Below are 22,023 nucleotides of genomic sequence, written 5' to 3'. Positions count from 1 at the left end.
TATCTCGGAACGACTCTAGTAGGACGACCGGTCCACACGACGGGACGCGCCCGTCACGTGTTCGCGATTTCACGCGCCCCGAATCCCGTGCTAGAGTTTCATCTTGTGCCGCGGGGTGGAGCAGCTCGGTAGCTCGCTGGGCTCATAACCCAGAGGTCGTAGGTTCAAATCCTGCCCCCGCAACAAAAAAGGCCCCCTGACCGGGGAATAACCGGTCAGGGGGCCTTACTTTTTTGGCATCGACGTGCTGTTAGGACGGGCTGATGGTCCCGGCGTCGATCTGGCTGGGCTCGAAGCGGCGAGCGATGATGCGCTCGACGGCGGCCTGCTGACGACGCACCGCCACGGCCCGGAGCCCGGTATCCACCGTCTCCAGATTGGATGCGGCGTTGGTGGCCTCTTCGGCCTGAGCCGGTTCGTCCTGGTTCATGTGATTGACGCTATGGCTGCCAGCTCTTATCGGCTCAGTGACGGGCCGATGCTGTCGAGGATGAGCGAGGGAACGTATCCCGGGTTCTCGTAGAGGCGCTGCAGGGCGGTTCTTTCGATGGCGGCGAGGTCCGTAGCCGCGAACGCGGTGTCGCCACCGGCTGCGGTCCAGGCGCTCTGCCAGATCATCGCCAAGGTGAGGGCGCCGTCGGCCAGGAGCCCGATCGTTTCAGTGCCGAAACGGTTCCAGAGCGCATCCGTCACTGCTACGGAGTCGTCGTCCGGTTTCTTCGCCACCTTCGCGTACTCCGTCACCAGGGTCAGTGGGTCGACCGCGTTCGCGGACCGGTCCATGAGCTGCACGACGGCCGCCGCCGCGCCTGCTCCCGATTCGACGGCTGCGGGCGGTGCGGTGGTCGTCAGAGCATCGGCGATCCCGCTGTCGATCTCGTCCTGGTGCCGGTCGATCATCGTCGTCTCGTAGGCCGAATGGACGCCCTTGCCGGTCCCATCCGCCAGACCGTCCGCCATGAAGGAGCCGTGCAGGGGCTGGCACGCGTCGCCGACGTAGTGCGCGACGAGGCCGGCCGCAGCGACGAAGCGGACCGGGTCCTTCGCCGCGATGGCGGCCACCAGCTCGTCGAAGAACTGCCAGACCCGGAACGGCAGAAGTCCCCTGTCGTCCGGCGCGGTGTGGCCGAGGCGTGTGTAGTAGTCCTGCCAAACCGGCACGGAGACGTTCGCCGGATCCGCGACGCAGCGCTGGCGCAGGGTGACGCCGTCGAGCGGTTGATCGATGTCCGCATAGTGGTTCGGATGCTCGGGGCCGGTGCGGAACGCCGTGTCGCGGCCGCCCTTCACCGCACTCGGAAGGTTCTTCCAGACCAGGTCCGGCACGTCGGCGAGCGGGACGAATCCCTTGTCCTTCGCCCTCGTGGTGGTCTGGATCTGCGGGCCGACGCTGACCCGGTCGCGGTTCGCCGTCATCAGCGCGTTCAGGTTCGCCGGCTTCACCTGTTCGCAGGCGACCGATGCGATCGTGTAGTGGCCGGTCTTTCCCCACGACGGCTGGGGCCTCGGCGGGCCACCGTGATTGGTCGGTGGAATCTCCATCGCGCTCCCCTGCTCCCGCATCCCCACGACGACGCGTCAGGGGTCACGGTAGCGCGGCCGGGTGAACGGTAGGGTCGGGAACGTGACAGAGGAGCACGGAAAGGCGACGCAGTCCGCCGTCCGCGAGCGGAACCTGACGACCGCTCTTCAGCTCGTGCTGTCCGGCAACGGCACGGCGACCCGCGCGGGCATCGCTCGGCGAACGGGTCTCACCAGCGCCACCGTCTCCTCCCTCCTCGCCGGGCTCATCGCCGACGGCCTGGTGATCGAAGGCCAGCTCGCCGAGAGCACCGGAGGCAAACGCGCCACCACGCTGCGCATCGCCGCCGAGAACCACGTGGTGCTCGCCCTGGTCGTCCAGCCCGGGCTGGTGCGCGGCGCTGTCGTCGATCTCCTCGGGGACGAGGTGGCCACCGCGACGCAGCGGCCGGCGACGCCCGGCTCGATCGAGGATGTGCGCTCGGTCGTGCGCAAGCTGGTGGCGGCCACCTCCGCCCGGATCGTCGCCGTCGGCGTCCAGGTGCCCGGCATCGCCGACGGGAACCTCATCCGCGAGTCGGTGCAGCTGGGATGGACGGATATAGACCTCGCCCGTGAGCTGAGCGGGATCGTGGATGCGCCCATCCACCTGATCAATGACGCCGACGCCGAGGCAATCGCCGACTCCACGGTCACCGACGATTTCGGTGCCAATCAGCTCTTCGTCTCGCTCAGCACCGGCGTGGGCGCGGCCGTCATCATCGACGGCGCGGTCGTCGGCGGAGCTGCGCACCGGGCCGGAGAGATCGGCCACGTGCCCGTGCTGTTCGGGCCGGAGGCTCCGCTGTGCGCGTGCGGTAACCGGGGCTGCCTCGAGGAGATCGTGTCGGTGACGAGCCTGCTCGGGCTGCCCCACGGCACGGATCTGGAGGCGCTCGACCTCGCCGCCCTCGCGGCCACGCAGGAGTCGCGACAGAGGATCGCCGAGGGCGCCCGGGTGCTCGCCCGCGCGCTGCTGCTCGTCGGGGCGGCGCTCGATGTGCCCAATATCGTCCTGGGCGGGGCGGCACCGCGGCTCGGGCCCGAGTTCATCGGGCACCTGCGCGCAGAGGCAGCACGGCATCCCGTGAAGGCGGCGATGCCGCTCGGGTTCCGGTACGCGCGTGCCGCACACGAGCATCCCTACCGGGGCGCGGCGCAGCACGCGTTGAAGTCGACGCTCGGCGTGACATGGACGCTGTGATCTCCTGAATACAGGAGGTCAGCCGCCGGTCAGCAACGCGAGGAGGGCGGCGCCGTGCTGGCGGTCGCACCCATACGTCGCGACGTCGGCATAGGAGGGCTCGGGGCGCGAACCCATGTCGACGACCAGGACCGACAGGCAGGTGGCGCGCACCGCATCCACCACCTGGCGCGCCCAGCGCGTGGCGGCGATGTCCGCGCCCACGACGACCACCGGGGTCGCGGTGGCCAGGACCAGCTCGGGGTCGTCCGTAGGCCCGACGTCGACGACCGGGTTGCGTGACCAGCGGGAGGCCGTAACGCTCCCCGGTGCCGCCCAGGCCTCCTGCAGCGTGTACCAGCGCGGGACGCCGAGAGCATCGTTGTCCACGCTGGCCAGCCGGACCACCGTGCAGCGGCCCCGGAAGCGCGCCAGTCCGTCCCGCATGCTCGGAGCGAACCGGAACCCGCTCGCCGCATCTTCCTGCAGCGGGACCGCCTCAGCCAGCAACGTCATCAGGACACCCCCAGTTGCGCGGACAGCACCATGACGACGCAGCCGCGCAGCACGATGTCGCGGCCCAGACCGGTCATCCGGACGGTGACGCCCGAGTGGAAACCCGCCATCGTGCGGTTCCGTAGCGTCTGGCGCAGAGCGTCCAGCAGCACGCCGTCGATCAGGTCCTCCGGGCCCGCCAGGACGACCTCCGACAGGTTGAGCGCACCGACAATGGGCGCAAGCGCGACACCGAGTCGCTGGCCCGCCTCGCGGAGCACCGGCTCGACCGGTTCCCCGGACGCCTCGGCAGCCTCCACGCGGGCTGCCAGCCGGGGCACCGCCAGCCAGGCCTCCAGGCACCGCTCGCGGTCGTAGGGGGCTTCGGGACCGGCGTCGGTCCCGACCATCACCTGGCCGATCTCGCCGGCGGCGAAGCGACTGCCGAACACGAGTGCGCCGGCCACCAGCAGGCCCGAGCCGACGCCGTGCCCGACCTTGACGAGCATCATGTCGCCCTGGGCGTCCGCGAAGCCGTGCTCGGCGAGGACAGCCACGTTCGCATCGTTGGCGACGAAGGCGGGGAGGCCGGTCCGGTCGGCGATGAGCCGTTGCAGCGGTTCGTCGACCCAGCCGAGGTTGGGGGCTGCGGCGACGACCCCCTCAGCCTCGACGATGCCCGGTGAGCCGATCCCGATTCCGAGCACCGGCGCCGTCGTCAGCTCGACCAGGCGATCGACCAGCGCCAACGCTTTCGCGGTCGCTTCGGACCCACGGCTTCCGGCCAGCTCGACTTCTGCGGTCTGCAGGATCCGGCCGTCCATGTCGAGGACCGCGCCGCGGAAGACTGCGTGCTCGCTCAGATCGACGCCGATGATCTGAGTCGCGGAACGATCGACATCCAGCAGCACCGCCGGCTTGCCCGGGCGGGCGTCGTCGCGCTGACCGAGCTCTACGACCAGTCCCTCGGCGATCAGCTCCCCCACCAGGTCCGAGATGGTCACCCGGGTGAGGCCGGTGGTGCGGGCCAGGTCGGCGCGGCTCACGCGGCCCGAGCGGTACAGCGACTGCAGCACCAGGGAGCGGTTGTGCCCGCGGGCATGCTCGGGAAGCACCTTGGTGCGGGGGCGGAGAGCCCGTCCGGGGACCAGCCCGTGGTCCGCGGGCGCGCCGCGCTCAGAGGCGGTGATGCGCTTGCCCACGTCGATCGACATGTTTGTTAGTAAAGCTGACAATCAAAGTCTGAGCAAGAGTTTTCCGCACATTCATCTACGGATGTAGGAATCGGCGCCGCTGAACCGCCGCACGGGGCGTGGGGCGGCGCGACTTCGTACGGTGCCCGAGCATTGCGATGGCCCGCCCGGAGAACCGGGCGGGCCATCGTTCACGGATGTGACCCGACTACTTCGCGGCCGGCTGCCCCTCCGCCGCGACAGCGTCCGAGATCGCCTGCTGAAGGCGCTCCTGAGCCTCGCCGTAGGCGTTCCAGTCTCCCGACTTCAACGCGGCCTGGCTGTCCGAGAGCGCCTGGTTGGCTCGCTGCAGCGCCTGCTGCAGCGCGGCATTGCCCGCGGAGGAACCGCCACCGGTCGACCCTCCGCCGGTCTGCTCGCCACCCGTGCCTCCGCCGGTCTGGCCTCCCGTACCGCCACCAGTGGCGGGGACGTTGTTATCGCCCGCCGCGGCGCCGGAGTCACCACCGAACAGCGCATCCAGAGCTTGGTCGAGGGTGTCCTCGAACTCGATCTTGTCGCCGAACGCCACGAGGACCTTCTGCAGCAGCGGGTAGCTGGTCTCACCCGAGGATCGGACGTAGACCGGCTGCACGTACAGCAGTCCGCCGCCGACGGGCAATGTCAGCAGGTTTCCGTTGATCACCTCGGACTTGCCCTGACGCAGCAGGTTCAGCTGCTGCGAGACGGCTGGGTCGGAGTCGAACTGGTTCTGCATCTGGCCGGGGCCGGGGATGCTATCCCCCGATGGCAATTGCAGGAGGCGCATCTTGCCGTAGCCGGACGATATCTTGCCCTTCTCGTTTCCGGCATCGGCATCCACCGAGAGGTATCCCTTGAGGACCGACCTGCTGGACTCGCTCGTGCCCTGCGGGATGAAGGTTGAGTACAGGGAGAACGCGGGGGCGTCCTGCCCGGGCACCTTCATCGTCAGGTAGTACGGCGGCTGCAGCGCCGGGTTGCTCGACGGCGAAGTCGGGTCGTTCGGCGTGGTCCACGCGTCCTCACGCGAGTAGAACGACCCAGGGTCGGTCACGTGGTACTGGCCGAGCACCGACCGCTGCACCTTGAACAGGTCGGACGGGTAGCGCACGTGGCTCATCAGCTGCGCACTCATGTCGCTGACCGGCTTCACGGTCGAGGGGAACACCTTCTGCCAGGTCTTCAGCACCGGATCCGTGGTGTCCCACGCGTAGAGCGTGACCGAGCCGTCGTAGGCATCCACGGTCGCCTTGACAGAGTTGCGGATGTAGTTGATGTCGTCGAACGCGTAGGCCGGCTTCGGTGTGTCCTTGTCGGCGGTCGCCTCACTGAGGCTGCCGACGTGCGAGTACGGGAACTGGTCGCTCGTCGTGTAGCCGTCGATGATCCACTTGACCCGGCCGTCGACGACCGCGGGGTAGGCCTGCGAGTCGAGCGTCAGGTACGGAGCAACCTTCTGCACGCGCTTGATCGGGTCGCGGTCGTAAAGGATCTGCGAGTTGTTATTGACCGCGTCCGAGAGGACGATCTGCTCGTCCTGGAACTTCAGCGCGTAGACCAGGCGCTTGAAGATGTTGTCGAGCTTCGGACCACCGTTGCCGCTGAACGTCGTGTACGTCTGCTGGGCGCCGTCGTCTCCGGCGGGGTAGTCGAGCTCGACCGCCTTATTGCCTTTGGGTGCGCCGACGATCGAGTAGGTCGGCGACTGCTCCCCGAAGTAGATGCGCGGCTGGTAGGTGCCCAGCGTGCCCTGGGTGGGGATGCCCGACTCCATAAACACCGGCTGGCCGTCGCTCGAACGCTGGTTGCCGTACGCCGCCACGAGGCCGTAGCCGTGGGTGTAGACGATGGTGTCGTTGAACCAGTTGCGGGCGGTGCCGAGGCCCGACTGCTGCAGCTCGCGTACAGCGACGACCGCATCCTGCAACGTGCCGTTGAGGTCGTAGCGGTCGACGTTCAGCTTCTCGGGGAACGCGTAGTACTGCCGGAACTGCTGCAACTGGCGGAATGAGGGGCTGACGACGGCAGGGTCGAGGATGCGGATCTGCGCCGTGGTCTGCGCGTCCTGCCGCAGAGCGCCCTGCTCGGCAGTCGTCTTCGCGTTGTACGGGATGGTCTCGATGTCGCTCAGCTGATAGGCCTCGCGTGTGTAGTCGATGCCCCTCTCCACGAAGGGCGCCTCCAGCGTCTTCTGGCTGGGGTCGACCTGGAATCGCTGGACGACCCACGGCACGATCGCACCGACGACGAGCGCCGCCACGATCAGGAGCGCCGTGCCCACCATCGGGAAACGCCAGCGACCGACGAACGCCGTCGCGACGAACAGCAGCGCGACGAACACAGCGGCGCCTGCGAGCACGGCGCGGCCGGGGATGGTCGCGTTCACGTCGGTGTACGAAGCGCCGTTGATCATGTCGTTGACGTTGGAGTCGGTGACGGTCGCGTAGCGGTCGAGCCAGATGCTGATGCCCTGGAGCAGCAGGTAGAGCGCGGCGACGATCGAGATCTGCACCCGCGCCGCGCGCGAGATGCGCACCTCGCGGCCGCTCACCCGGATGGAGCCGTACAGATAGCACGTCGCCAGCGTGGCGAGCAGCGAGATCAGCACGACAGCGGACGCGTACCCGACCGCGCTGCGGTAGAACGGCAGCGCGAACAGGTAGAAGCCGATGTCGAGGTGGAACAGCGGGTCGGTCTTGCCGTACGAGGTGCCGTTCAGCCACATGGCCGCGGTCTGCCACCGGCTCGCGGTCGAGACCCCGGCGAAGATGCCGAAGACGATCGGGATGCCGTACATCGCGAGGCGCCGCAGCGGCTCGATCACCTGCTGGTACCGGTCGAGCTGGGAGTTCAGCTTGGCGTAGACGGGCCGCAGGCGGTATGCCAGCTGGATGCACAACCAGAGCGGCAGCGCCATGCCGAGGAATCCGATGAAGAACATCGCGATGCCCGCGAACCACTGCGTGGTCAGCACGTTGAGATAGCCGATCTGGTCGTACCAGAGGATGTCGGCGTACAGTCCGGCGAAGACGAAGAACAGGATCACCACCGCGACGATCACCCCGAGGGTGATCCAGACGGCCGCGCGTCGGCGGCCTGCGGGTCGAGCTGCTGCTGTTGAACTCACGTATGGCCCTCTTGGTCTCGCGTGGCGGGGATGAGGACCATCCTAGGCAGCGGACGCTTGGAGAAAGCTGCGGTGTGGATAAGTCCCCAGCCCGCTGGGTCAGCGGGCAGGACAGGTGGGGAGCCCGGAAGTGCTCGATCCGTCACGGACCGCCTTCAGCACTTTCAAAGAGTCGGCCAGCGTTTTCACGGCGAACACATGGAGTCCTGAGGGGATGTGGCCAGTTACCTCGTCGCAGTTCGACGCGGGCGCGAGGAAGTAGCTGGCGTCGCCGGTGTCGCGGGCGGCGTACATCTTCTGCCGGATACCGCCGATGGGCCCGATCTCGCCCGCGTTGTCGATCGTTCCCGTCCCCGCGATGCGATTCCCGCCGGTGAGGGTGTCGGGGGTCAGCTTGTCCATGATCCCGAGCGCGAACATCTGGCCCGCACTCGGACCGCCCACGTTGTTCAGCTGGATCTTCACGTCGAACGGGAAGGTGTAGTCCATCCCGGCGCCGATGCCGAGCACGACCTGCCCCTGCGACTCGATCGGCGTGATGGAGACGGTCGAGGCCGCGCCGTCGCGGACGATGCCGAGCTCCGCCGGCTTTCCCGTCCCGTTCTTCTTCACCGCTTCGCGCAGCGCATCGATGCTGGTGATCGCCTCGCCGTTGACCGTGGTGATCTCGTCGCCCACCTTGAGAACGGAGGACGCCGGGGTGTCCTTGATCAGCTGCTTCACGGCGACGTTCTCAGGGAAGGTGTAGCCGAGCTGGTTGAGCGCCGCGGCGATCGCATCCTGCTGGCTGTCCACCATGAGGGCCGCGTTCTGGGCGTTCGATTGCTCGGTCGTCGTGCCGGGCGGGAAGACCGTCTCCAGGGGCAGCACGGCCTTGCTCGGCTGGAACCAGGCGCCGGCGATCTCCAGCCACGACGGGCGCTGCTCCGGGTTGCCGACCACGGAGACGGTGAGGAGGTCGAGCGAGCCGGAGGTCGGATACGTCTTCTTGCCCGAGATGCTGATCAGCTCTTTGGCGTCGCCGCTCGCCTTCGCTCCGACCTGCTCGTCGGTGCCCAGCGTGTTGAACACCGGCCCCGGCTGCTCGATGACGAACGGCGCAGGCACGAGCGCCAGGACGAGCGCGAGCACGATGGCGACCCCGATGGCCACCCAGCCGATGACGACCCGGCGGGGCGGCGCGATCCTCGCCCGCTCGTGCTCCTGCAGCGTCGGGTCGTCGTCGCTGTACAGGGTCACAGGGCCGTCCTCTCGATCTGTGTGCCGTCGGCGGCGGATGGCTCCCGGTCGTGTTCGCCACGGGCGCACGGCCCGGATGCGAGCATAGGCCAATTCTCACCCGCCACCCCGGCACCAGCGGCTAGCGTAGATCACAAGCCTGGAGCCGAGCCCGACGGCAGCTTCACCGGACGGCCGGCCCACTTCGAGAAGTAGGGACGCGACGATGGCCGACGACCAGAACGAGGAGCGGGACGACGACGAGTTCCGCGACATGCTGAACCAGTTCCTGTCGGGAAACGGCGCGTCGATCGACCCGAGCCGCCTCGCCGGCGCGGCGGGACTGCCGAACGACCCCGCCAGCATCCAGGCGCTGCTCGGTCAGCTGCAGAACGCCCTGATGAACCCTGGCGGTGGCATCAACTGGGATATCGCCGGGCAGCAGGCCCGCCAACTCGCCTCCGACGGCGCGCACGCGGTTACGCCTGCGGAGCGCGCAACGCTCGACCAGGCGTTCCACGTCGCCTCCCTCTGGCTCGACCAGGCGACCGGTGTCGCGGGTCTGAGCGCCTCTCCCGAGCTCATCGGCCGGGCCGAGTGGGCTCGCCAGACGATGCCGCTCTGGACCCAGCTGGCGGAGCCCGTCGCCCTGAGCATCTCCGACGCGCTCACCCGCGTCCTCGCGGAGCAGGCGCCCGAGGAGATGCAGGCGATGCTCCAGAACGCGGGGCAGGTCATGCGCTCCATCGGCGGCGCGTTGTTCGCGATGCAGCTCGGCCAGGTGGTCGGCCAGCTGTCCAAGGAGGTCGTCTCGGGCGGCGACATCGGCATCCCGCTGCTGCCCGACGGCGCTGCTGCGCTCATCCCGCAGAACATCGCGGAGTTCGGGGACGGCCTCGACATCCCGGCCGACCAGATCCAGCTGTACCTCGCGGTCCGCGAGCTGGCGCACGCCCGGCTGTTCCGTCAGGCCAAGTGGCTGCGGCTGCAGCTCATCACGCAGATCACGGCTTTCGCCAAGGGCATCACCATCGACACGGATGCGCTGGAGTCGCTGGCCGAGAACTTCGACCCGTCCAACCCCGACGAGCTGCGCGAAGCCATGGTGAGCGGCCGGCTGATCCCGCCGCGGACCGAGGAGCAGCAGGAGGCGCTGGCCCGGCTCGAAACCGTGCTGGCTCTCGTCGAGGGCTGGGTCGACGTGGTGACGGCGAACGCCACCCGCCTCCTCCCCCGCGCCGACGCGATCGCCGAGACGGTGCGCCGCCGGCGCGCGTCCGGCGGTCCGGCCGAGTCGGCCTTCTCGACCCTGGTCGGCCTGGAACTGCGTCCGCGGCGCCTGCGCGACGCCGCCGCCATGTGGCAGGCGGTCACGGAAGCCGTGGGGATGGATGCGCGCGACGACCTCTGGTCGCACCCGGACCTCCTCCCGCAGTCCTCGGATCTTGACGACCCGTCCGCCCTCGTCGCCCGGCTCACCGCTGCGGCCACCGGTCAGGAGCCGGAGCAGGATGCGCTCGACCAGGCGATCGAGGACCTGCTGCGCGACGATCGCGACCGGCCCACCGAGGGCTGACCAGGGGTGATCATCTGATCCACAGGCCGGCTCAACGGGGTCGGCCTGTGGACAACGCCCGAACGGGCCTGCGGGCCGTGCAGGATGCGAGAGTGCTCCTCCTTCTCGACCCCCGCATCCAGCGCGTCTGGCGCTCGCCCGACAGCCTGCAGTTCGGCGTCGAACGCCCCGTGCTGGTGCTGGACGGCGTGAGCGCTGCTGACGAGCGGATGCTGACGGCTCTGGCTGCCGGGGTGACGCGAGAGGGCCTGCGGGTGATCGGCGCTCGGTCAGGAGCGCCACCGTCAGCAGGGGCACTCCTGCTCGCGCGGGTCGAGACCGTGCTGGCGCCACCACCGCGGACGGATCCGCCTCTGTCTCCGCTCGTCGTGCTCGATGGCTCGGGTGCGACCGCGACCGGAGTCGAGCGGATGCTCGGCGAGCTGGGCGCGGAGGTCCGGAGCGGGCTGCGCTGGTCCGATCCGGTGATCGCGCGAGCCGATGCAGCGGTGATCGTCGCCTCGTACGCCGTCGAGCCGCAGCGTCATGCCCGGTGGCTGCGGCGTGACGTCCCGCACCTTCCGATCGTCTTCGGCGATGGTGGCGTGGAGGTGGGGCCACTGGTCCGCCCGGGCACCGGGCCGTGCCTGCGCTGCCTCGACCTCCATCGCACGGACGCAGACCCGGCGTGGCCGGCGCTGGCGACGCAGTTGCATGTCCTCCCGCCTCCAGGCGAGAGTGCGATCGTCGCCGCGTCGGCGGCCGCCCGAGCGGCCTGGACGGTCCACGCGATGCTTCTGGAACGGCAGGGCGACGGGACCGAAGCCGTACCGGTCGGAGTGAGCTGGCGGCTGGAATACGGGCAGGCGGACTGGGTCAGCCGCGTCTGGGAGCCGCATCCCGAGTGCGGGTGCCTCGGTTTTCCGGCTGGGCCTGCTGCGAGCCACCGTCCGCGGTCTCCCTCGTGAGCGCCGGCCGCAGCTCGGCGAGGAAGCGCGACGGCTGCCGCAGGGACGGACGCCCCGGTTGATTGCCACGACCGGCCCAGCTGAGGCGCAGGCGACTACGGGCGCGGGTGATGCCGACGTAGAGGAGGCGGCGCTCCTCATCCACCTGCTCGAACGTCGTCGCGTAGCTGATCGGCACCAGGCCCTCGCTGAGTCCGACGAGGTACACCGACGGCCACTCCAGGCCCTTCGCGGCGTGGAGCGTCGCCAGCGTGACGGCGGACATCGTCGGCTCGTGCTGGCCCGCCTGACGAGCGAGCAGCTCATCCGTGAACCCGCGCAGCGTCTGCCCGGGCGGCTGCTCGTCCACGAGCCCCATGATCGCGTTGAGCGACTCCCAGCGCTCGCGGACCGCGCCGCGGCCCTCGGGCGGCTGGACGGACCAGCCCAGCGACCGCAGCACGTCGCTGACGGACTTGAACAGCGGATCCTCGGTAGCAGCCAGGCTGGAGGCGCGCAGGGTCATGACCGCCTGGCGGACCTCGGGCAGGTCGAAGAACCGCTTGGAACCGCGGATCTGGTAGCTGATCCCCCGGTCGCCGAGCGCCTGCTCCAGCGCGGCGGACTGCACGTTGACGCGGTACAGCACCGCGATGTGCTCGGGGCGGGCACCGGCCGCGAGCTCCGCAGAGATCTGCTCAGCGACCGCACGCGCTTCGGCCCGGTCGTCCTCGAACACCGCCGGCGCCGGCACGGCCTTCTCGGCCTCCTCGCCGTGCTGTGCGACCTCCGTCGGGCGGAGCGTCAACGCGCCCGACCGCCCCCGCATCAAGCGGTTGGCGGTGTCGATCACGGCGGGCGTGGAGCGGTAGTTCTGCTCCAGCCTCAGCACGGTGGCCCCGGGATGCCGCCGCTCGAAACCGAGCAGGTAGTCGCTCCGTGCACCGGCGAACGAGTAGATCGTCTGGCTGGCGTCACCCACCACGCACAGGTCGTTGCGGGTGCCCAGCCACAGGCGGAGGAGCTGGTCCTGCAGCGGCGAGACGTCCTGGTACTCGTCCACGACGAAGAAGCGGTACTGCTCGCGCACCTGCAGGGCGACGGAGGGTTCGGACTCGATCATCCCTGCGCACGCGAGCAGCACATCCTCGAAGTCGATCTGCTTGCGCTCGTCCTTCAGGTCCTCATAGGTCTGCAGCAGGTCGGCCACCTGCTGGTCGCTCAGCGACCCCGGCCGGGGCCGCCCGGCCGCGGTGTACTGCTCAATGCTCAGCCCGGAGACCTTGCGCCACTCGATCTCCGCCGCGATGTCCCGCAGGGTGGCGGTGTCCACCTTCACCCGGAGCCGCTCGGCGGCGTGACCGAGCAGACGCCCCTTGCCGTCGAGCACCGACGGGAGCTGACCCCCGACGACCTGCGGCCAGAAGTAGTTGAGCTGCGCGAGCGCCGCCGAGTGGAAGGTCCGGGCCGAGACACCGCCGGCTCCCAGCTGTCGCAGCCGGCCGCGGAGTTCGGCGGCCGCGCGCGCGGTGAAGGTCAGCGCCATCACACGGTTGGGAGCGTAGGCGCCGGAGGCGACGCCGTACGCGATCCGATGCGTGATCGCCCGGGTCTTGCCGGTTCCGGCCCCGGCCAGGATGCACACCGGGCCGAACAGGGCCTCCGCCGCCACCCGCTGCTGCGCATCCAGTCCCGCCAGCAGCGCGTCAGGGCCGGAGAGGGCGGTGCTCATGGCGCCGGCGGCTCATCGAGCGGGCCGCCGTACCAGTCCTCGATGAGGGCGCGCGCGATCGAGGAGCGCCCGGGCAGGATGATCTGCTCGCGCGCCGCCCACAGCTCGTCGCGGCTGAACCAGCGCACGTCGAGGATCTCCTCGCCGTCCGGATCCAGCTCGCTCGCTGCCTGGTCGTGAGCGAGCCGAGCCGTCATCCCGATCATGACCGAGGCGGGGAACGGCCACGGCTGCGAACCCTTGTAGCGTGCGTCGACGACGCGGATGCCCGCCTCCTCGAACATCTCGCGCTCCACCGCGGACTCGAACGACTCCCCCGGCTCGACGAACCCGGCGAGCAGCGAGTAGCGCGAGTTCTCCCACATCGCGTTGGAGCCGAGCAGCAGCCGGTCGTCGTCGTCCAGCACGGTGACGATGACGGCGGGGTCGGTGCGCGGGAAGATCTCCGAGCCGTCCTCGAGGCAGCGGCGTACCCATCCCGCCTGCTCCACCACCGTCGGAGAGCCGCAGCGCGGGCAGTGCGTGTGCGACGCGTGCCAGTTCGCCATGGCGACCGCCTCGGTGAAGAGTCCCGCATCGCGGTCGCTGAGCGCGGTCGCGACAGTGCGGAGGTTGGGCCAGCGGGCCTCGTCCGGCTCCAGCTCTTGTGCGGCTGCGTCGGTGAGCACGTGGAGGACGACCGCGGACCCTGCGGGCTCGGTCTCCGACGCCACGGTCGTCCGGCCGAGGTAGACGCGGATGAGCGCGGAGGTCACACGCTCCACCGGGAGCAGGTCGAGCTCGGCCGGTCCGGCATCCGGAGACGACCAGCCGTCCGCCGCGGGCGTCGCAGCCCCGACGCTCTGCGCGGTGACGAGCGCACGGCCCTTCCAGAGCGCGAGGACGCGCGTGGTCGGTTCCTGCCACAACTCGTCGAACAGGGCAGGACGCGACCGCGCAGCGTGGTCGCGGTCGGTCGCGTGGCGCGACAGCGGCAGAGCGGCGAGGGGCAGCGCGGGAGTCGGGGCGGACGACATCGAGGTCCTTTCGGGGCGTGGCGGACGGCCGTCGCAGGGAGGTCCAATTAGCCTAGGTGCATGGCCAGATCCCACTTCACTCTAGCCGCGCTGGCCACCTCGGCCGTTCCCGACCTCGATGTCTCCGGCGCCCGCAGCTTCAGCCACGGCGGCGCAGGCGACTTCGACTCCGCACTGCTGACGACGAGGGACGGCTCGACCGTGATCGTGCGCGTTCCCACCACCCAGGTGGCCGAGACCGAGCAGAGCGCCGACCTGGTCGCGCTGCGCGCCCTGACCACCGGCATCCGCAGCCGGCTGCCGTTCGACGTGCCGCGCTACCTCGGTCAGGCACCCGTCGCGGGGACACGGGCCGTCGTGTACGAGTTCCTTCCCGGCGAGCACGTCGCCGTCGAGGATGTCCCGCCCGGCGACGGCCTGGCCGGCTCGATCGGTCACGCCATCGCGGCCATCCACGCCCTTCCCACAGCGTTCGTCGGTGAGGCCGGGCTTCCGGTCATGTCGGCCGCCGAATGCCTCACCGCGGCGAACTCGGTGATCGAATCCGCCGCCTCCACCGGCCTCCTGCCGACGGCGCTGCGCGACCGCTGGCGCGATGCCGCGGCCGACCACTCCATCTGGCAGTTCCAGCCGACCGTCATCAACGGCTCCCTCACCGCCGACTCGTTCCTGGTGGAGCGCGACGTCGTCAGCGCGGTGCTCGGCTGGTCGGCGCTGCGTGTCGGCGACCCGGCCCGCGACCTGCACTGGCTGCTCGCCCTGAACCCGGAGGCGACCGACGGGGCTCTCGGCGCGTACGCATCCACCCGCCAGGTGGCGACCGACCGCCAGTTCACGCAGCGGGCGATGCTGTACGCGGAGCTCGAAGTGGCGCGCTGGCTGCTCCACGGGCGCGAGGTGCGCGACCAGACCATCGTGGATGACGCGGTAGAGATGCTCGACGGGCTCGTGGATCGGGTGCACAGCAACTCGATGAACGCCCTGTCGACCGCGACCGGCCCGATCATGGCCATCGACGACGTCGAGGCGATGCTCGACCGCACCCCCGGCGACCGGCCGGACGGCTACCGCCGCTCGGGCGGGATGAAGCCGGTGGCCGACGACCAGAGAGACGTCAGCTCCTCCTCCGCGTAGAGCCGCTCCGGCCGCACCACGCGGTCGTCGGCCACGAAGTAGAAGACCGCGTCGATGCGCTCCGGGTCGATGCCCGCGTACCGGGCGAACGCCAGCCGGTACAGCGCCAGCTGAAGCTGCTTGCGCTCGAGGTCGTCGGCGTCGCGTGGTGCCTTACCGGTCTTCCAGTCGACGATCTGGTATTCGTGGATGCCGTCTTCGGCCCGGTACACCGCATCCAGCTTGCAGACGACGACCTGCCCGGCGAGGGTGATGTGGATCTCCAGCTCGACCTGCTCGGGCCGGCGTCCGGACCACTCGGAGGCGTCGAACGTCGCCTTGAGTTCTTCGAAACGCTCGGCCTCCAGTACGTCCCCGGCGAGGTCGTCGCGTTCGATCGCGTCGGCGTCCAGCACATCGGCGGCACCGGCCGGTGTGCCGAAGCGCTCCTCGACCCACTGGTGGAACAGAGTTCCGAGCCGCGTCTGGCGGTACGGACGCTCGGGCATGGGGCGCCGCAGCGACGCCGCGACGGCGCCCGGATCGGTGACGTAGTCCTTGAACCGCGATGCGGGGATGCGTGCGGGCAGCTCGACGAGACCGGCCTCCTCGCTCAGCCGGGCGCGTTCGGCGAGCAGCAGGTCGAGGTCGCGGGCGTAGACGCCGCCGTGGCCCGCGCCGCGCTCGCGGGCCCGGCGCACGGCCTCGGCGGCGGCCTCCACGCGGCTGCGGCGCGTCGCGAGCGGATCGAGTGGCCAGGTCAGCGTCGCGGTCGTCAGGGTGAGGGGGTTCTCGTCCGGCTCGTCGCAGTCCGGGAATGCGTCCTCCGGCAGCAGCCCTGCCTGCTGCAGCTCGAGCAGGTACGACCCGGGGCCGCGAGGGCGGGTCTGCGTCGACCAGTACGAACCGGACAGCAGAAGGCGGCGCCGCGCGCGGGTGACGGCGACGTAGATCAGCCGGCGCTGCTCGTCGAGGTGCCGGGCGAGGTTCTCTTCCTCGAACGCGACGATCGACTCGTTGACGTCCTTCTGCGTCTCGGCGGTGCGCCAGGCGATGACGGGCAGTTCGGCGGAATCGCCGCGGAACTCGTTCGGCAGCTGTCCGAAGGCGAGCCATCCCTTCCGGCTCTGCGGCGGTCCCGGCAGTTCGCCGTCGACTAGTCGCGGCACGGCCACCACATCCCACTCGAGGCCCTTCGCGCCGTGGATGGTGAGGATCTGGACGGTACCCGGTTCCGGCTCCTCGCTGCGCGGAGCCAGATTGTCGCGCTGCTCGGCCTCAGCGAGCCAGGAGAGGAAGGAACCGAGGGTCGCCTGGTCGTCGGCCGCGAGATACGAGGCGACCTGCTCGGCGAAGGCGTCGAGGCTCGCCTGCCCCAGTTGCGCCGTCTCGTTCGCCGCCACCTCGATGTCGAGCAGGAGCTCCTGCTGCACCAGCGTGACGAGGTCGAGCAGGTCGAGTCCCGCGCGGGAGCGCAGGTGGTCGAGCCGCCGCCCGGCGTCTCGCATCCGTTCGAGACCCGCGACGCTGAACCCCTCCAGCCGGCCGTGGCCGACCGGCGCCTCGACGACGAAATCGAGCGCGTCGACGAGGGAGGCGGACTCCTCGCCCGCGACCGAACGTCGCAGCCGGTCGCGCAGCTCGGGATCGAGCTTCTGATAGCGATGGTCCCGCTCGGCCAGCCACGACGCGACGCCGCGCAGGGCAGCGATGTCCTTGACGCCGACGCGCCACTTCGCGCCGGTCAGCAGCCGGATGAGCTCCGAGCCGGCCGTCGGGTCGTGCATCACCCTGAGCGCGCTCACCAGGTCGGCGATCACCGGCTGCTCGACCAGCCCGCCGAGGCCGAGCACGTGATACGGGATGCCGTGCCGGGCGAGTGCCGCTGTGAACACGTCGATCTTCTTCAGCGACCGGCAGAGCATCGCGGCGCTGGGCGGCACCCCGTCGCCGTCGCGCTCGCGGAGTCGCTCGCCGAGCCAGCGCGCAACCGTGTCCGCCTCGTCGGCGACCGTCTGCTCGAACACCGCCGAGAGCTCCCCGGACGCCGCGCCCGGGCGCGGCTGAAGTTGCTCGACAGGGACGGGTGAGGCGGCCGTCAACGGTGCGACCAGTACGTTGGCCGCGTCCAGCACACGGGTCGGGTTGCGCCAGCTGGTGCTGAGCGCGTATTCGTCCGCTCCGCCGTCGCTGCCGGTGCGATCGGCAGTGCGCTCGCCTGTGAAGTCGGCGGAGAAGTCGGCCGAGAACCGGCCGAGGTTCGCCGCGCTCGCGCCCCGCCAGCCGTAGATCGACTGGTGCGGATCGCCGACCGCCATCACCGGCTGACCGGCGAACAGCGTCGACAGCAGGCGCGTCTGCACCACGGAGGTGTCCTGGTATTCGTCCAGCAGCACCACCCGGAACCGGCGGCGGTAGTCGGCCACCACTTCCGGCAGCCGTTCGCACACCGAGAGGGCGAGCGCCACCTGGTCGGAGTACTCGACGAAACCTCGCCGGCGCTTCTCGTCGGCGAACGCGCGGGCGAGGTCGAGCAGTGGCGGGAGGGACCCCACCGCGTCCACGGCGGAACGGACGGAGGCGTACAGCTCCTTGATGCGCCCGTTGCCGGTCGGCAGCTCGGCGATGCGGCCGAATTGGTCGACCATCCGCTCCACCTCCGACGCGTCGGCGACGTTCTCGCTGAGGGCTCTGCTGAGCGCGACCACCGCGCTCGTGACCGCCTCGACACTGCGGTCGAGCTCGACCAGACGGTCGTCGGTGCTGGTCACGACCAGCCGACGCGCGAGCTGCCAGGCGGATGCCTCGCTCAGCACAGCCGACTCCGGTTCGCGGCCGATGAGCAGCGCGTTCTCACGGAAGATGGCGTTAGCGAACGCGTTGTAGGTGGCCACCTCTGGCGCTTCGAACGGGTCGAACTCGACGTCGGTCACGCCTGAGGCGACGAGTTGCTCGATCCGCGCCCGGATGCGGAGGGCCAGCTCACCCGCGGCCTTGCGGGTGAAGGTCAGCCCCAGGATCTCCGGCACCCGGACATGGCCGTTGGCCAGCAGCCAGACGACACGGTTGGCCATGGTCTCCGTCTTGCCGCTCCCGGCGCCGGCGACCACGATGGCCGGCCGCAGCGGTGCCTCGATGACCGCCTGCTGCTGCGGCGTCGGCGTCGGCAGCCCGAGCGCCTCCGCGATGGCCACGGCGCTCAGGGTCCGCGCCGGACGCGGGCGCTCGTCGCTGCCGGTTTCCGATTCGGCGAGCGAGAACGCCTGCTCCACGAGATCGAGGCCCGCCTGCTCCGTCGCCCACTCCAGGAGGCTCTCGTCGTCGATGTGCGTCGCTTCGTCCGTCATGCTCCTCCTCCCGCGCTGACCGCAGGGACCAGATGGATGCGGTACTCGTATCGTCCGTGCGGGTCGCGTTCGCCGAGGTCCACCACGCCCGCGAAACTCGACGCCGCCATCCCCTCGGCGGCCCGCGCCACACGCTCGCGCAGGCGGTCGAGGCCGTCCTCATCCACCCGGTCCTGCACCACCTCGCGGTAGCCCTTGCCGCGGACACCCTTCGCGACGAACAGCAGCTTCGCTCCCCCGGAGGGGAGCTCGGCCGCCTGCACGATCGCGCCGTGCTCCAGCGCGAGCTGGTAGGCGCCGAGCTGCGCATGCTCGGCCGCCTCGGCGGCCGTCGGCGTGCGGTTGCCGGTCTTGAGGTCGACGATCACTACCGTGCCGTCCGGCGTGTGCTCGACGCGGTCGATGGTGCCGCGCACCAGCGCACGACCGAGGCGGAGCTCGAATGCGCCCTCCGAGCCCAGCAGCAGGCCGCCGGCGCGCTCGAAGTCGCGGAGGTACTCCGACACGCCCGCCGTGAGCGTCCGTGTGCGGCGCCGCTCCTTCTCCTCCAGCCACGGCGACTCGAACGCCAACTCGCTCCACCGGCGTTCGATGCCCTGCCAGAGGCGCTCGACGCTGAGGTCGCGATCCTCGCTCGTGCTCGCCTCCTCCATAACGGCGTGCACGACGGTGCCGATCCCGGCGGCCAGGCCGCTCGGCGACGCCGCCATCGTGTCCACGAACCAGGCGAGCGGGGACTTCTCGAACGTCTCCAGGCGCGAGGGCGACACGCGGACGACCGCCTCCGGGTCGTCGAGGTCGACGAGCGGCTCGGTGGTGGACGGCTCCAGCAGCCCGTACCAGGACGCGGGATCCGCGCCCTCGACGTCGGCATCCGCCAGCCGCGCGAGCGCCTCGGCGGCATCCGGAGCGCCCGTGGTGACGAGCCGGCGGCGCAGCCGGCCGACCATGCCCCGGAGGGACAGCGGATGCGCGCCGTCGTCGGTGTCGTCGACGGCCAGCTCGCCGGCGAGCCGCAGGAACGGCGACGGCTGCTCGTCGTCGTTCGCCGTCGCCGTCAGGATGACCTGGCCGCGAGCCCGGGAGACGGCCAGCGCGAACATCCGCAACTCGTCGCCGAGCACCTCCGCCCGTTCATCCTCGGTCTCAGTGGTGCGGCCCTCCACAGCGTCGGCGAGCTCTTGCGGGTGCAGGAGCGAACCACGCAGGCGGAGGTTCGGCCAGACGCTCTCCTGGAGCCCGGCGACAGCGACCACCTCGAACTCCCGGCCGATCGCGGCGCTCGGCGTGCACACGAGAACGGCGTCCCCCGCCGTCCGCGCCGCCAGCGTGTCCTCCGGCACCTCGGCGCCCAGCAACTCCACGACGAAATCCGACGCAGGGCGCTCGGGATACCGCTCCACGAACCGCCGCGCGGCCGTGAAGACGGCGACCACGCCGTCCAGGTGGCGGTTGGCCTCGTCGGCGACGATGCCGCTGCGCCCGGAGTGCTCCAGCCAGCGACCGGCCAGGCCGCTCCGCTCCCAGATGTGCCAGAGCAGCTCCTCGATGGATGCCCCGGCCGCGACCTTCTCACGGCCGGAGCGCAGGGTCTCCGCCAGGCGCGCGGCGCGGCGGGCCGGCGACGCGTCGATGGTCGCCAGGTGCGCGGGATGCTGCAGCGCCTCCACGAGGAGCTCGTCGCCCGGGCGGTTGCCTTCGCCCGCGAGCTCCTCCTGCCGGAGCGCCAGCCGCAGCCGGCGGAGGCTCACGCTGTCGAGGCCGCCGAACGGCCCGAGCAGCAGCTCGGTCGCGACGATCGGCGTGAGTTCGACCGAGCCGAGCTGGACGCCCGCGATGGTGATCAGCTGGCGGGCGGCGAAATCGTCGCGGAGCGGCCTCCCGGCGATGCTGGTGGTGGTCGGCACCTCCGCCACCGCGAGCGCGCGGGCGAGGGCGGGAACGAGCGCGCCGGAGCGGACGATCACGGCCATGTCGCTCCACGGAACCCCGTCGAGCAGGTGGCGCTCGCGCAGCTTCCGGGCAAGCCGGGACGCCTCGGACGGAGCGGAGACGGCGACGAGGCGCACGATCTCCGGGCGGGCGGAGGCGGTATCGGCGGTGTCCGCGGCGTCGGCGTCAGTTTCGTCGTTCGGCTCGGGCGCCGGCCGACCGGCGGATGCCATCCGCTGGACACCGGCCGCCGCCGCGCCGATCCGTTCGGCCGCCCGCGCCGTCAGCTCCCGCAGCGCGGGGGTCTGGCGGTGCGCCGTGGTCAGCACGAACCGGGTGACCGGAACGCCGAGGCGCCCCTCCAGCTGCCCGAGCGCGGTGGCCTCGGCGCCGCGGAACGTGGTCGAGGCGACATCCGGGTCGCCGAAGGCGATCACGGCGACGCCGCGCTGGGCGAGGGCGCGCAGCAGCGCGAGCGTGGCGACCGTCGCCTCCTGAAGGTCGTCGACGAACACCGCACGCAGCGAATCGAGCGAGCTGCCCTCCTGCACCACGCCCACCGCCGAGGCGATCAGCTCCGCCGAGTCGACGAATCCGCCGCGGTAGCTGTCGACGACGAGCTGATACTCGGCGATGAATCGCGCGGCGGCCCGCCACTCGTCGTGGCCGGTGATCGCGCCGAGCTCCGACAACCGGGACGGCGTCACTCCGCGCTCGGCGCAGCGCGCCATCAGTTCGCGCAACTCCGTGCGGAAACCGCGCAGCGCGCGCACCTCATCCACCAGCGGCTCGGGCCAAAGCGGACCCGAGCCGTCCTCCAGGTGGCCGCTGAGCAGCTCGGCGATGATCTGGTCCTGCTCGCCGCCGGTGAGGAGGCGCGGCGGCTCCAGGCCGTCGCGGCGGGCACGCTCGCCGACCAGCTGGAACGCCAGGGACGTGGCGGTCCGCGCCAGCGGTCCGTTCGTCGGCACGCCCAGCCGGAGCGCGATACGGTCGCGCAGGGCGGTCGCCGCGGTGCGGGAGGCGCTCAGCGCGAGCACCTCGCCAGTCGCGTAGCCGCGCCCGAGGACACGGTCGGCGACCGCTTCGATCAGGGTGGTCGTCTTGCCCGTCCCCGGTGCGCCGAGCACCGCCGCAGAAGCACCATCCGGGAGGGCGATCACCTCCGCCTGGGCGCCGTCGAGGGCTATCCCGGAGGATGCGACGGTGCCCGCTGGGCGCATCCGGAAGCCTCGAACGATCATGCCTTTCACGCTATCGGCGTCCGCCGACAGAGAACGCGAGCGGGGGCCGCGAGCCGTGTGCCGTAGTCTGAACTCACACCCGCCGGTCAGACTCGAAAGGCACCCACGTGGAGATCCGCATCGGAATCGTCAACGCCCCCCGCGAGCTCAACTTCGAGACCTCGCAGTCGGCCGAGGAGCTCGTGGAGCAGGTGCAGAGCGCGCTGACCAGCGGCACCGGCGTGCTGCGCCTCAACGACGACAAGGGCCGCCTCTACGTGGTCCCGACCGCGGGCATCGCCTACGTCGAGATCGGCACAGAGGAATCGCGCCGGATCGGGTTCGTCGGCTAGCCTCCCTT

15 protein-coding genes and 1 tRNA gene are annotated in these 22,023 nt (G+C 70.5%); 6 read left to right on the top strand and 10 right to left on the bottom strand.

Annotated elements, in window-relative coordinates; all coding sequences use genetic code 11:
• Nucleotides 1-109: 109 nt before the first annotated feature.
• Nucleotides 110-183, top strand: a tRNA-Met gene (locus tag AB7E03_RS01245).
• Nucleotides 184-250: 67 nt separating this feature from the next.
• Here AB7E03_RS01245 and AB7E03_RS01240 read toward each other — a convergent pair.
• Together AB7E03_RS01240 and AB7E03_RS01235 are read right to left on the bottom strand one after the other, a co-directional pair.
• Nucleotides 251-430 carry a hypothetical protein gene (locus tag AB7E03_RS01240; RefSeq protein WP_489938551.1) on the bottom strand — a complete coding sequence of 60 codons (180 nt, stop codon included), beginning with the start codon at nucleotides 428-430 and terminating at the stop codon, nucleotides 251-253.
• Nucleotides 431-456: 26 nt separating this feature from the next.
• Nucleotides 457-1,542 carry a phospholipase C/P1 nuclease family protein gene (locus tag AB7E03_RS01235; RefSeq protein ID WP_489938549.1) on the bottom strand — a complete coding sequence of 362 codons (1,086 nt, stop codon included), beginning with the start codon at nucleotides 1,540-1,542 and terminating at the stop codon, nucleotides 457-459.
• 82 nt (nucleotides 1,543-1,624) lie between these two features.
• Here AB7E03_RS01235 and AB7E03_RS01230 point away from each other — a divergent pair, with 82 nt between their 5' ends.
• Nucleotides 1,625-2,764 carry an ROK family protein gene (locus AB7E03_RS01230; RefSeq protein ID WP_489938547.1) on the top strand — a complete coding sequence of 380 codons (1,140 nt, stop codon included), beginning with the start codon at nucleotides 1,625-1,627 and terminating at the stop codon, nucleotides 2,762-2,764.
• 18 nt (nucleotides 2,765-2,782) lie between these two features.
• Here the strand turns inward: AB7E03_RS01230 and AB7E03_RS01225 are convergent, their stop codons facing one another.
• The 4 genes from AB7E03_RS01225 to AB7E03_RS01210 all read right to left on the bottom strand — a co-directional run bounded on the left by AB7E03_RS01225 (nucleotide 2,783) and on the right by AB7E03_RS01210 (nucleotide 8,818).
• On the bottom strand, nucleotides 2,783-3,259 hold the full coding sequence (locus tag AB7E03_RS01225) for a hypothetical protein (protein ID WP_489938545.1): 477 nt from the start codon (nucleotides 3,257-3,259) through the stop codon (nucleotides 2,783-2,785).
• A complete protein-coding gene (locus tag AB7E03_RS01220; protein ID WP_489938543.1) occupies nucleotides 3,259-4,452 on the bottom strand; it encodes an ROK family transcriptional regulator in 1,194 nt (397 codons plus the stop codon). Before AB7E03_RS01220 ends, AB7E03_RS01225 begins: the two co-directional genes overlap by 1 nt.
• Before the next feature lie 187 nt (nucleotides 4,453-4,639).
• Nucleotides 4,640-7,579 carry a UPF0182 family membrane protein gene (locus tag AB7E03_RS01215; RefSeq protein WP_489938541.1) on the bottom strand — a complete coding sequence of 980 codons (2,940 nt, stop codon included), beginning with the start codon at nucleotides 7,577-7,579 and terminating at the stop codon, nucleotides 4,640-4,642.
• Between the two features lie 99 nt (nucleotides 7,580-7,678).
• Nucleotides 7,679-8,818: a YlbL family protein gene (locus AB7E03_RS01210; RefSeq protein WP_489938539.1), complete on the bottom strand. Its 1,140-nt coding sequence runs from the start codon at nucleotides 8,816-8,818 to the stop codon at nucleotides 7,679-7,681.
• Nucleotides 8,819-9,023: 205 nt separating this feature from the next.
• Here AB7E03_RS01210 and AB7E03_RS01205 point away from each other — a divergent pair, with 205 nt between their 5' ends.
• Both AB7E03_RS01205 and AB7E03_RS01200 read left to right on the top strand, forming a co-directional pair.
• A complete protein-coding gene (locus AB7E03_RS01205; protein ID WP_441782713.1) occupies nucleotides 9,024-10,373 on the top strand; it encodes a zinc-dependent metalloprotease in 1,350 nt (449 codons plus the stop codon).
• A gap of 92 nt (nucleotides 10,374-10,465) precedes the next feature.
• Entirely contained in the window at nucleotides 10,466-11,320 is an 855-nt protein-coding gene (locus tag AB7E03_RS01200) for a hypothetical protein (RefSeq protein ID WP_489938537.1), read from the top strand.
• Here the strand turns inward: AB7E03_RS01200 and AB7E03_RS01195 are convergent.
• Together AB7E03_RS01195 and nudC are read right to left on the bottom strand one after the other, a co-directional pair.
• The gene (locus AB7E03_RS01195) at nucleotides 11,229-13,031 is read right to left on the bottom strand and encodes an ATP-dependent helicase (protein WP_489938535.1); all 1,803 of its coding nucleotides are present in this window, start codon (nucleotides 13,029-13,031) and stop codon (nucleotides 11,229-11,231) included. The two genes, AB7E03_RS01200 and AB7E03_RS01195, sit on opposite strands and share 92 nt — an antisense overlap.
• Nucleotides 13,028-14,047, bottom strand: coding sequence for an NAD(+) diphosphatase (nudC, locus tag AB7E03_RS01190; RefSeq protein WP_489938533.1), 1,020 nt, complete (start codon nucleotides 14,045-14,047; stop codon nucleotides 13,028-13,030). Before nudC ends, AB7E03_RS01195 begins: the two co-directional genes overlap by 4 nt.
• 60 nt (nucleotides 14,048-14,107) lie before the next feature.
• Here nudC and AB7E03_RS01185 point away from each other — a divergent pair, with 60 nt between their 5' ends.
• Nucleotides 14,108-15,181 carry a phosphotransferase gene (locus AB7E03_RS01185; RefSeq protein WP_441782717.1) on the top strand — a complete coding sequence of 358 codons (1,074 nt, stop codon included), beginning with the start codon at nucleotides 14,108-14,110 and terminating at the stop codon, nucleotides 15,179-15,181.
• Here the strand turns inward: AB7E03_RS01185 and AB7E03_RS01180 are convergent.
• Both AB7E03_RS01180 and AB7E03_RS01175 read right to left on the bottom strand, forming a co-directional pair.
• Complete coding sequence (locus AB7E03_RS01180) at nucleotides 15,112-18,507, bottom strand: ATP-dependent helicase (protein WP_489938530.1); 3,396 nt, start codon at nucleotides 18,505-18,507, stop codon at nucleotides 15,112-15,114. The genes AB7E03_RS01185 and AB7E03_RS01180 overlap by 70 nt on opposite strands.
• Nucleotides 18,504-21,683 carry an ATP-dependent helicase gene (locus tag AB7E03_RS01175; RefSeq protein WP_489938528.1) on the bottom strand — a complete coding sequence of 1,060 codons (3,180 nt, stop codon included), beginning with the start codon at nucleotides 21,681-21,683 and terminating at the stop codon, nucleotides 18,504-18,506. Before AB7E03_RS01175 ends, AB7E03_RS01180 begins: the two co-directional genes overlap by 4 nt.
• A 107-nt stretch (nucleotides 21,684-21,790) precedes the next feature.
• Between AB7E03_RS01175 and AB7E03_RS01170 the strand changes: the two genes are divergently transcribed.
• Nucleotides 21,791-22,015, top strand: coding sequence for a DUF3107 domain-containing protein (locus tag AB7E03_RS01170; protein WP_441782720.1), 225 nt, complete (start codon nucleotides 21,791-21,793; stop codon nucleotides 22,013-22,015).
• The last annotated feature ends 8 nt before the right edge of the window (nucleotides 22,016-22,023 follow it).

Source organism: Leifsonia sp. RCC_180 (assembly GCF_058138205.1).
The sequence above is the reverse complement of the archived record's forward strand: the minus strand, read 5'-3'. Positions and strand labels throughout refer to the sequence as shown.

Excerpts from the sequence above, each read along its gene's own strand:
- AB7E03_RS01235 (WP_489938549.1), bottom strand. The coding sequence starts at position 1,542 with ATGGAGATTCCACCGACCAATCACGGTGGCCCGCCGAGGCCCCAGCCG.
- AB7E03_RS01220 (WP_489938543.1), bottom strand. The coding sequence starts at position 4,452 with ATGTCGATCGACGTGGGCAAGCGCATCACCGCCTCTGAGCGCGGCGCG.
- nudC (WP_489938533.1), bottom strand. The coding sequence starts at position 14,047 with ATGTCGTCCGCCCCGACTCCCGCGCTGCCCCTCGCCGCTCTGCCGCTG.
- AB7E03_RS01195 (WP_489938535.1), bottom strand. The coding sequence starts at position 13,031 with ATGAGCACCGCCCTCTCCGGCCCTGACGCGCTGCTGGCGGGACTGGAT.
- AB7E03_RS01240 (WP_489938551.1), bottom strand. The coding sequence starts at position 430 with ATGAACCAGGACGAACCGGCTCAGGCCGAAGAGGCCACCAACGCCGCA.
- AB7E03_RS01205 (WP_441782713.1), top strand. The coding sequence starts at position 9,024 with ATGGCCGACGACCAGAACGAGGAGCGGGACGACGACGAGTTCCGCGAC.
- AB7E03_RS01175 (WP_489938528.1), bottom strand. The coding sequence starts at position 21,683 with ATGATCGTTCGAGGCTTCCGGATGCGCCCAGCGGGCACCGTCGCATCC.
- AB7E03_RS01185 (WP_441782717.1), top strand. The coding sequence starts at position 14,108 with ATGGCCAGATCCCACTTCACTCTAGCCGCGCTGGCCACCTCGGCCGTT.
- AB7E03_RS01180 (WP_489938530.1), bottom strand. The coding sequence starts at position 18,507 with ATGACGGACGAAGCGACGCACATCGACGACGAGAGCCTCCTGGAGTGG.
- AB7E03_RS01225 (WP_489938545.1), bottom strand. The coding sequence starts at position 3,259 with ATGACGTTGCTGGCTGAGGCGGTCCCGCTGCAGGAAGATGCGGCGAGC.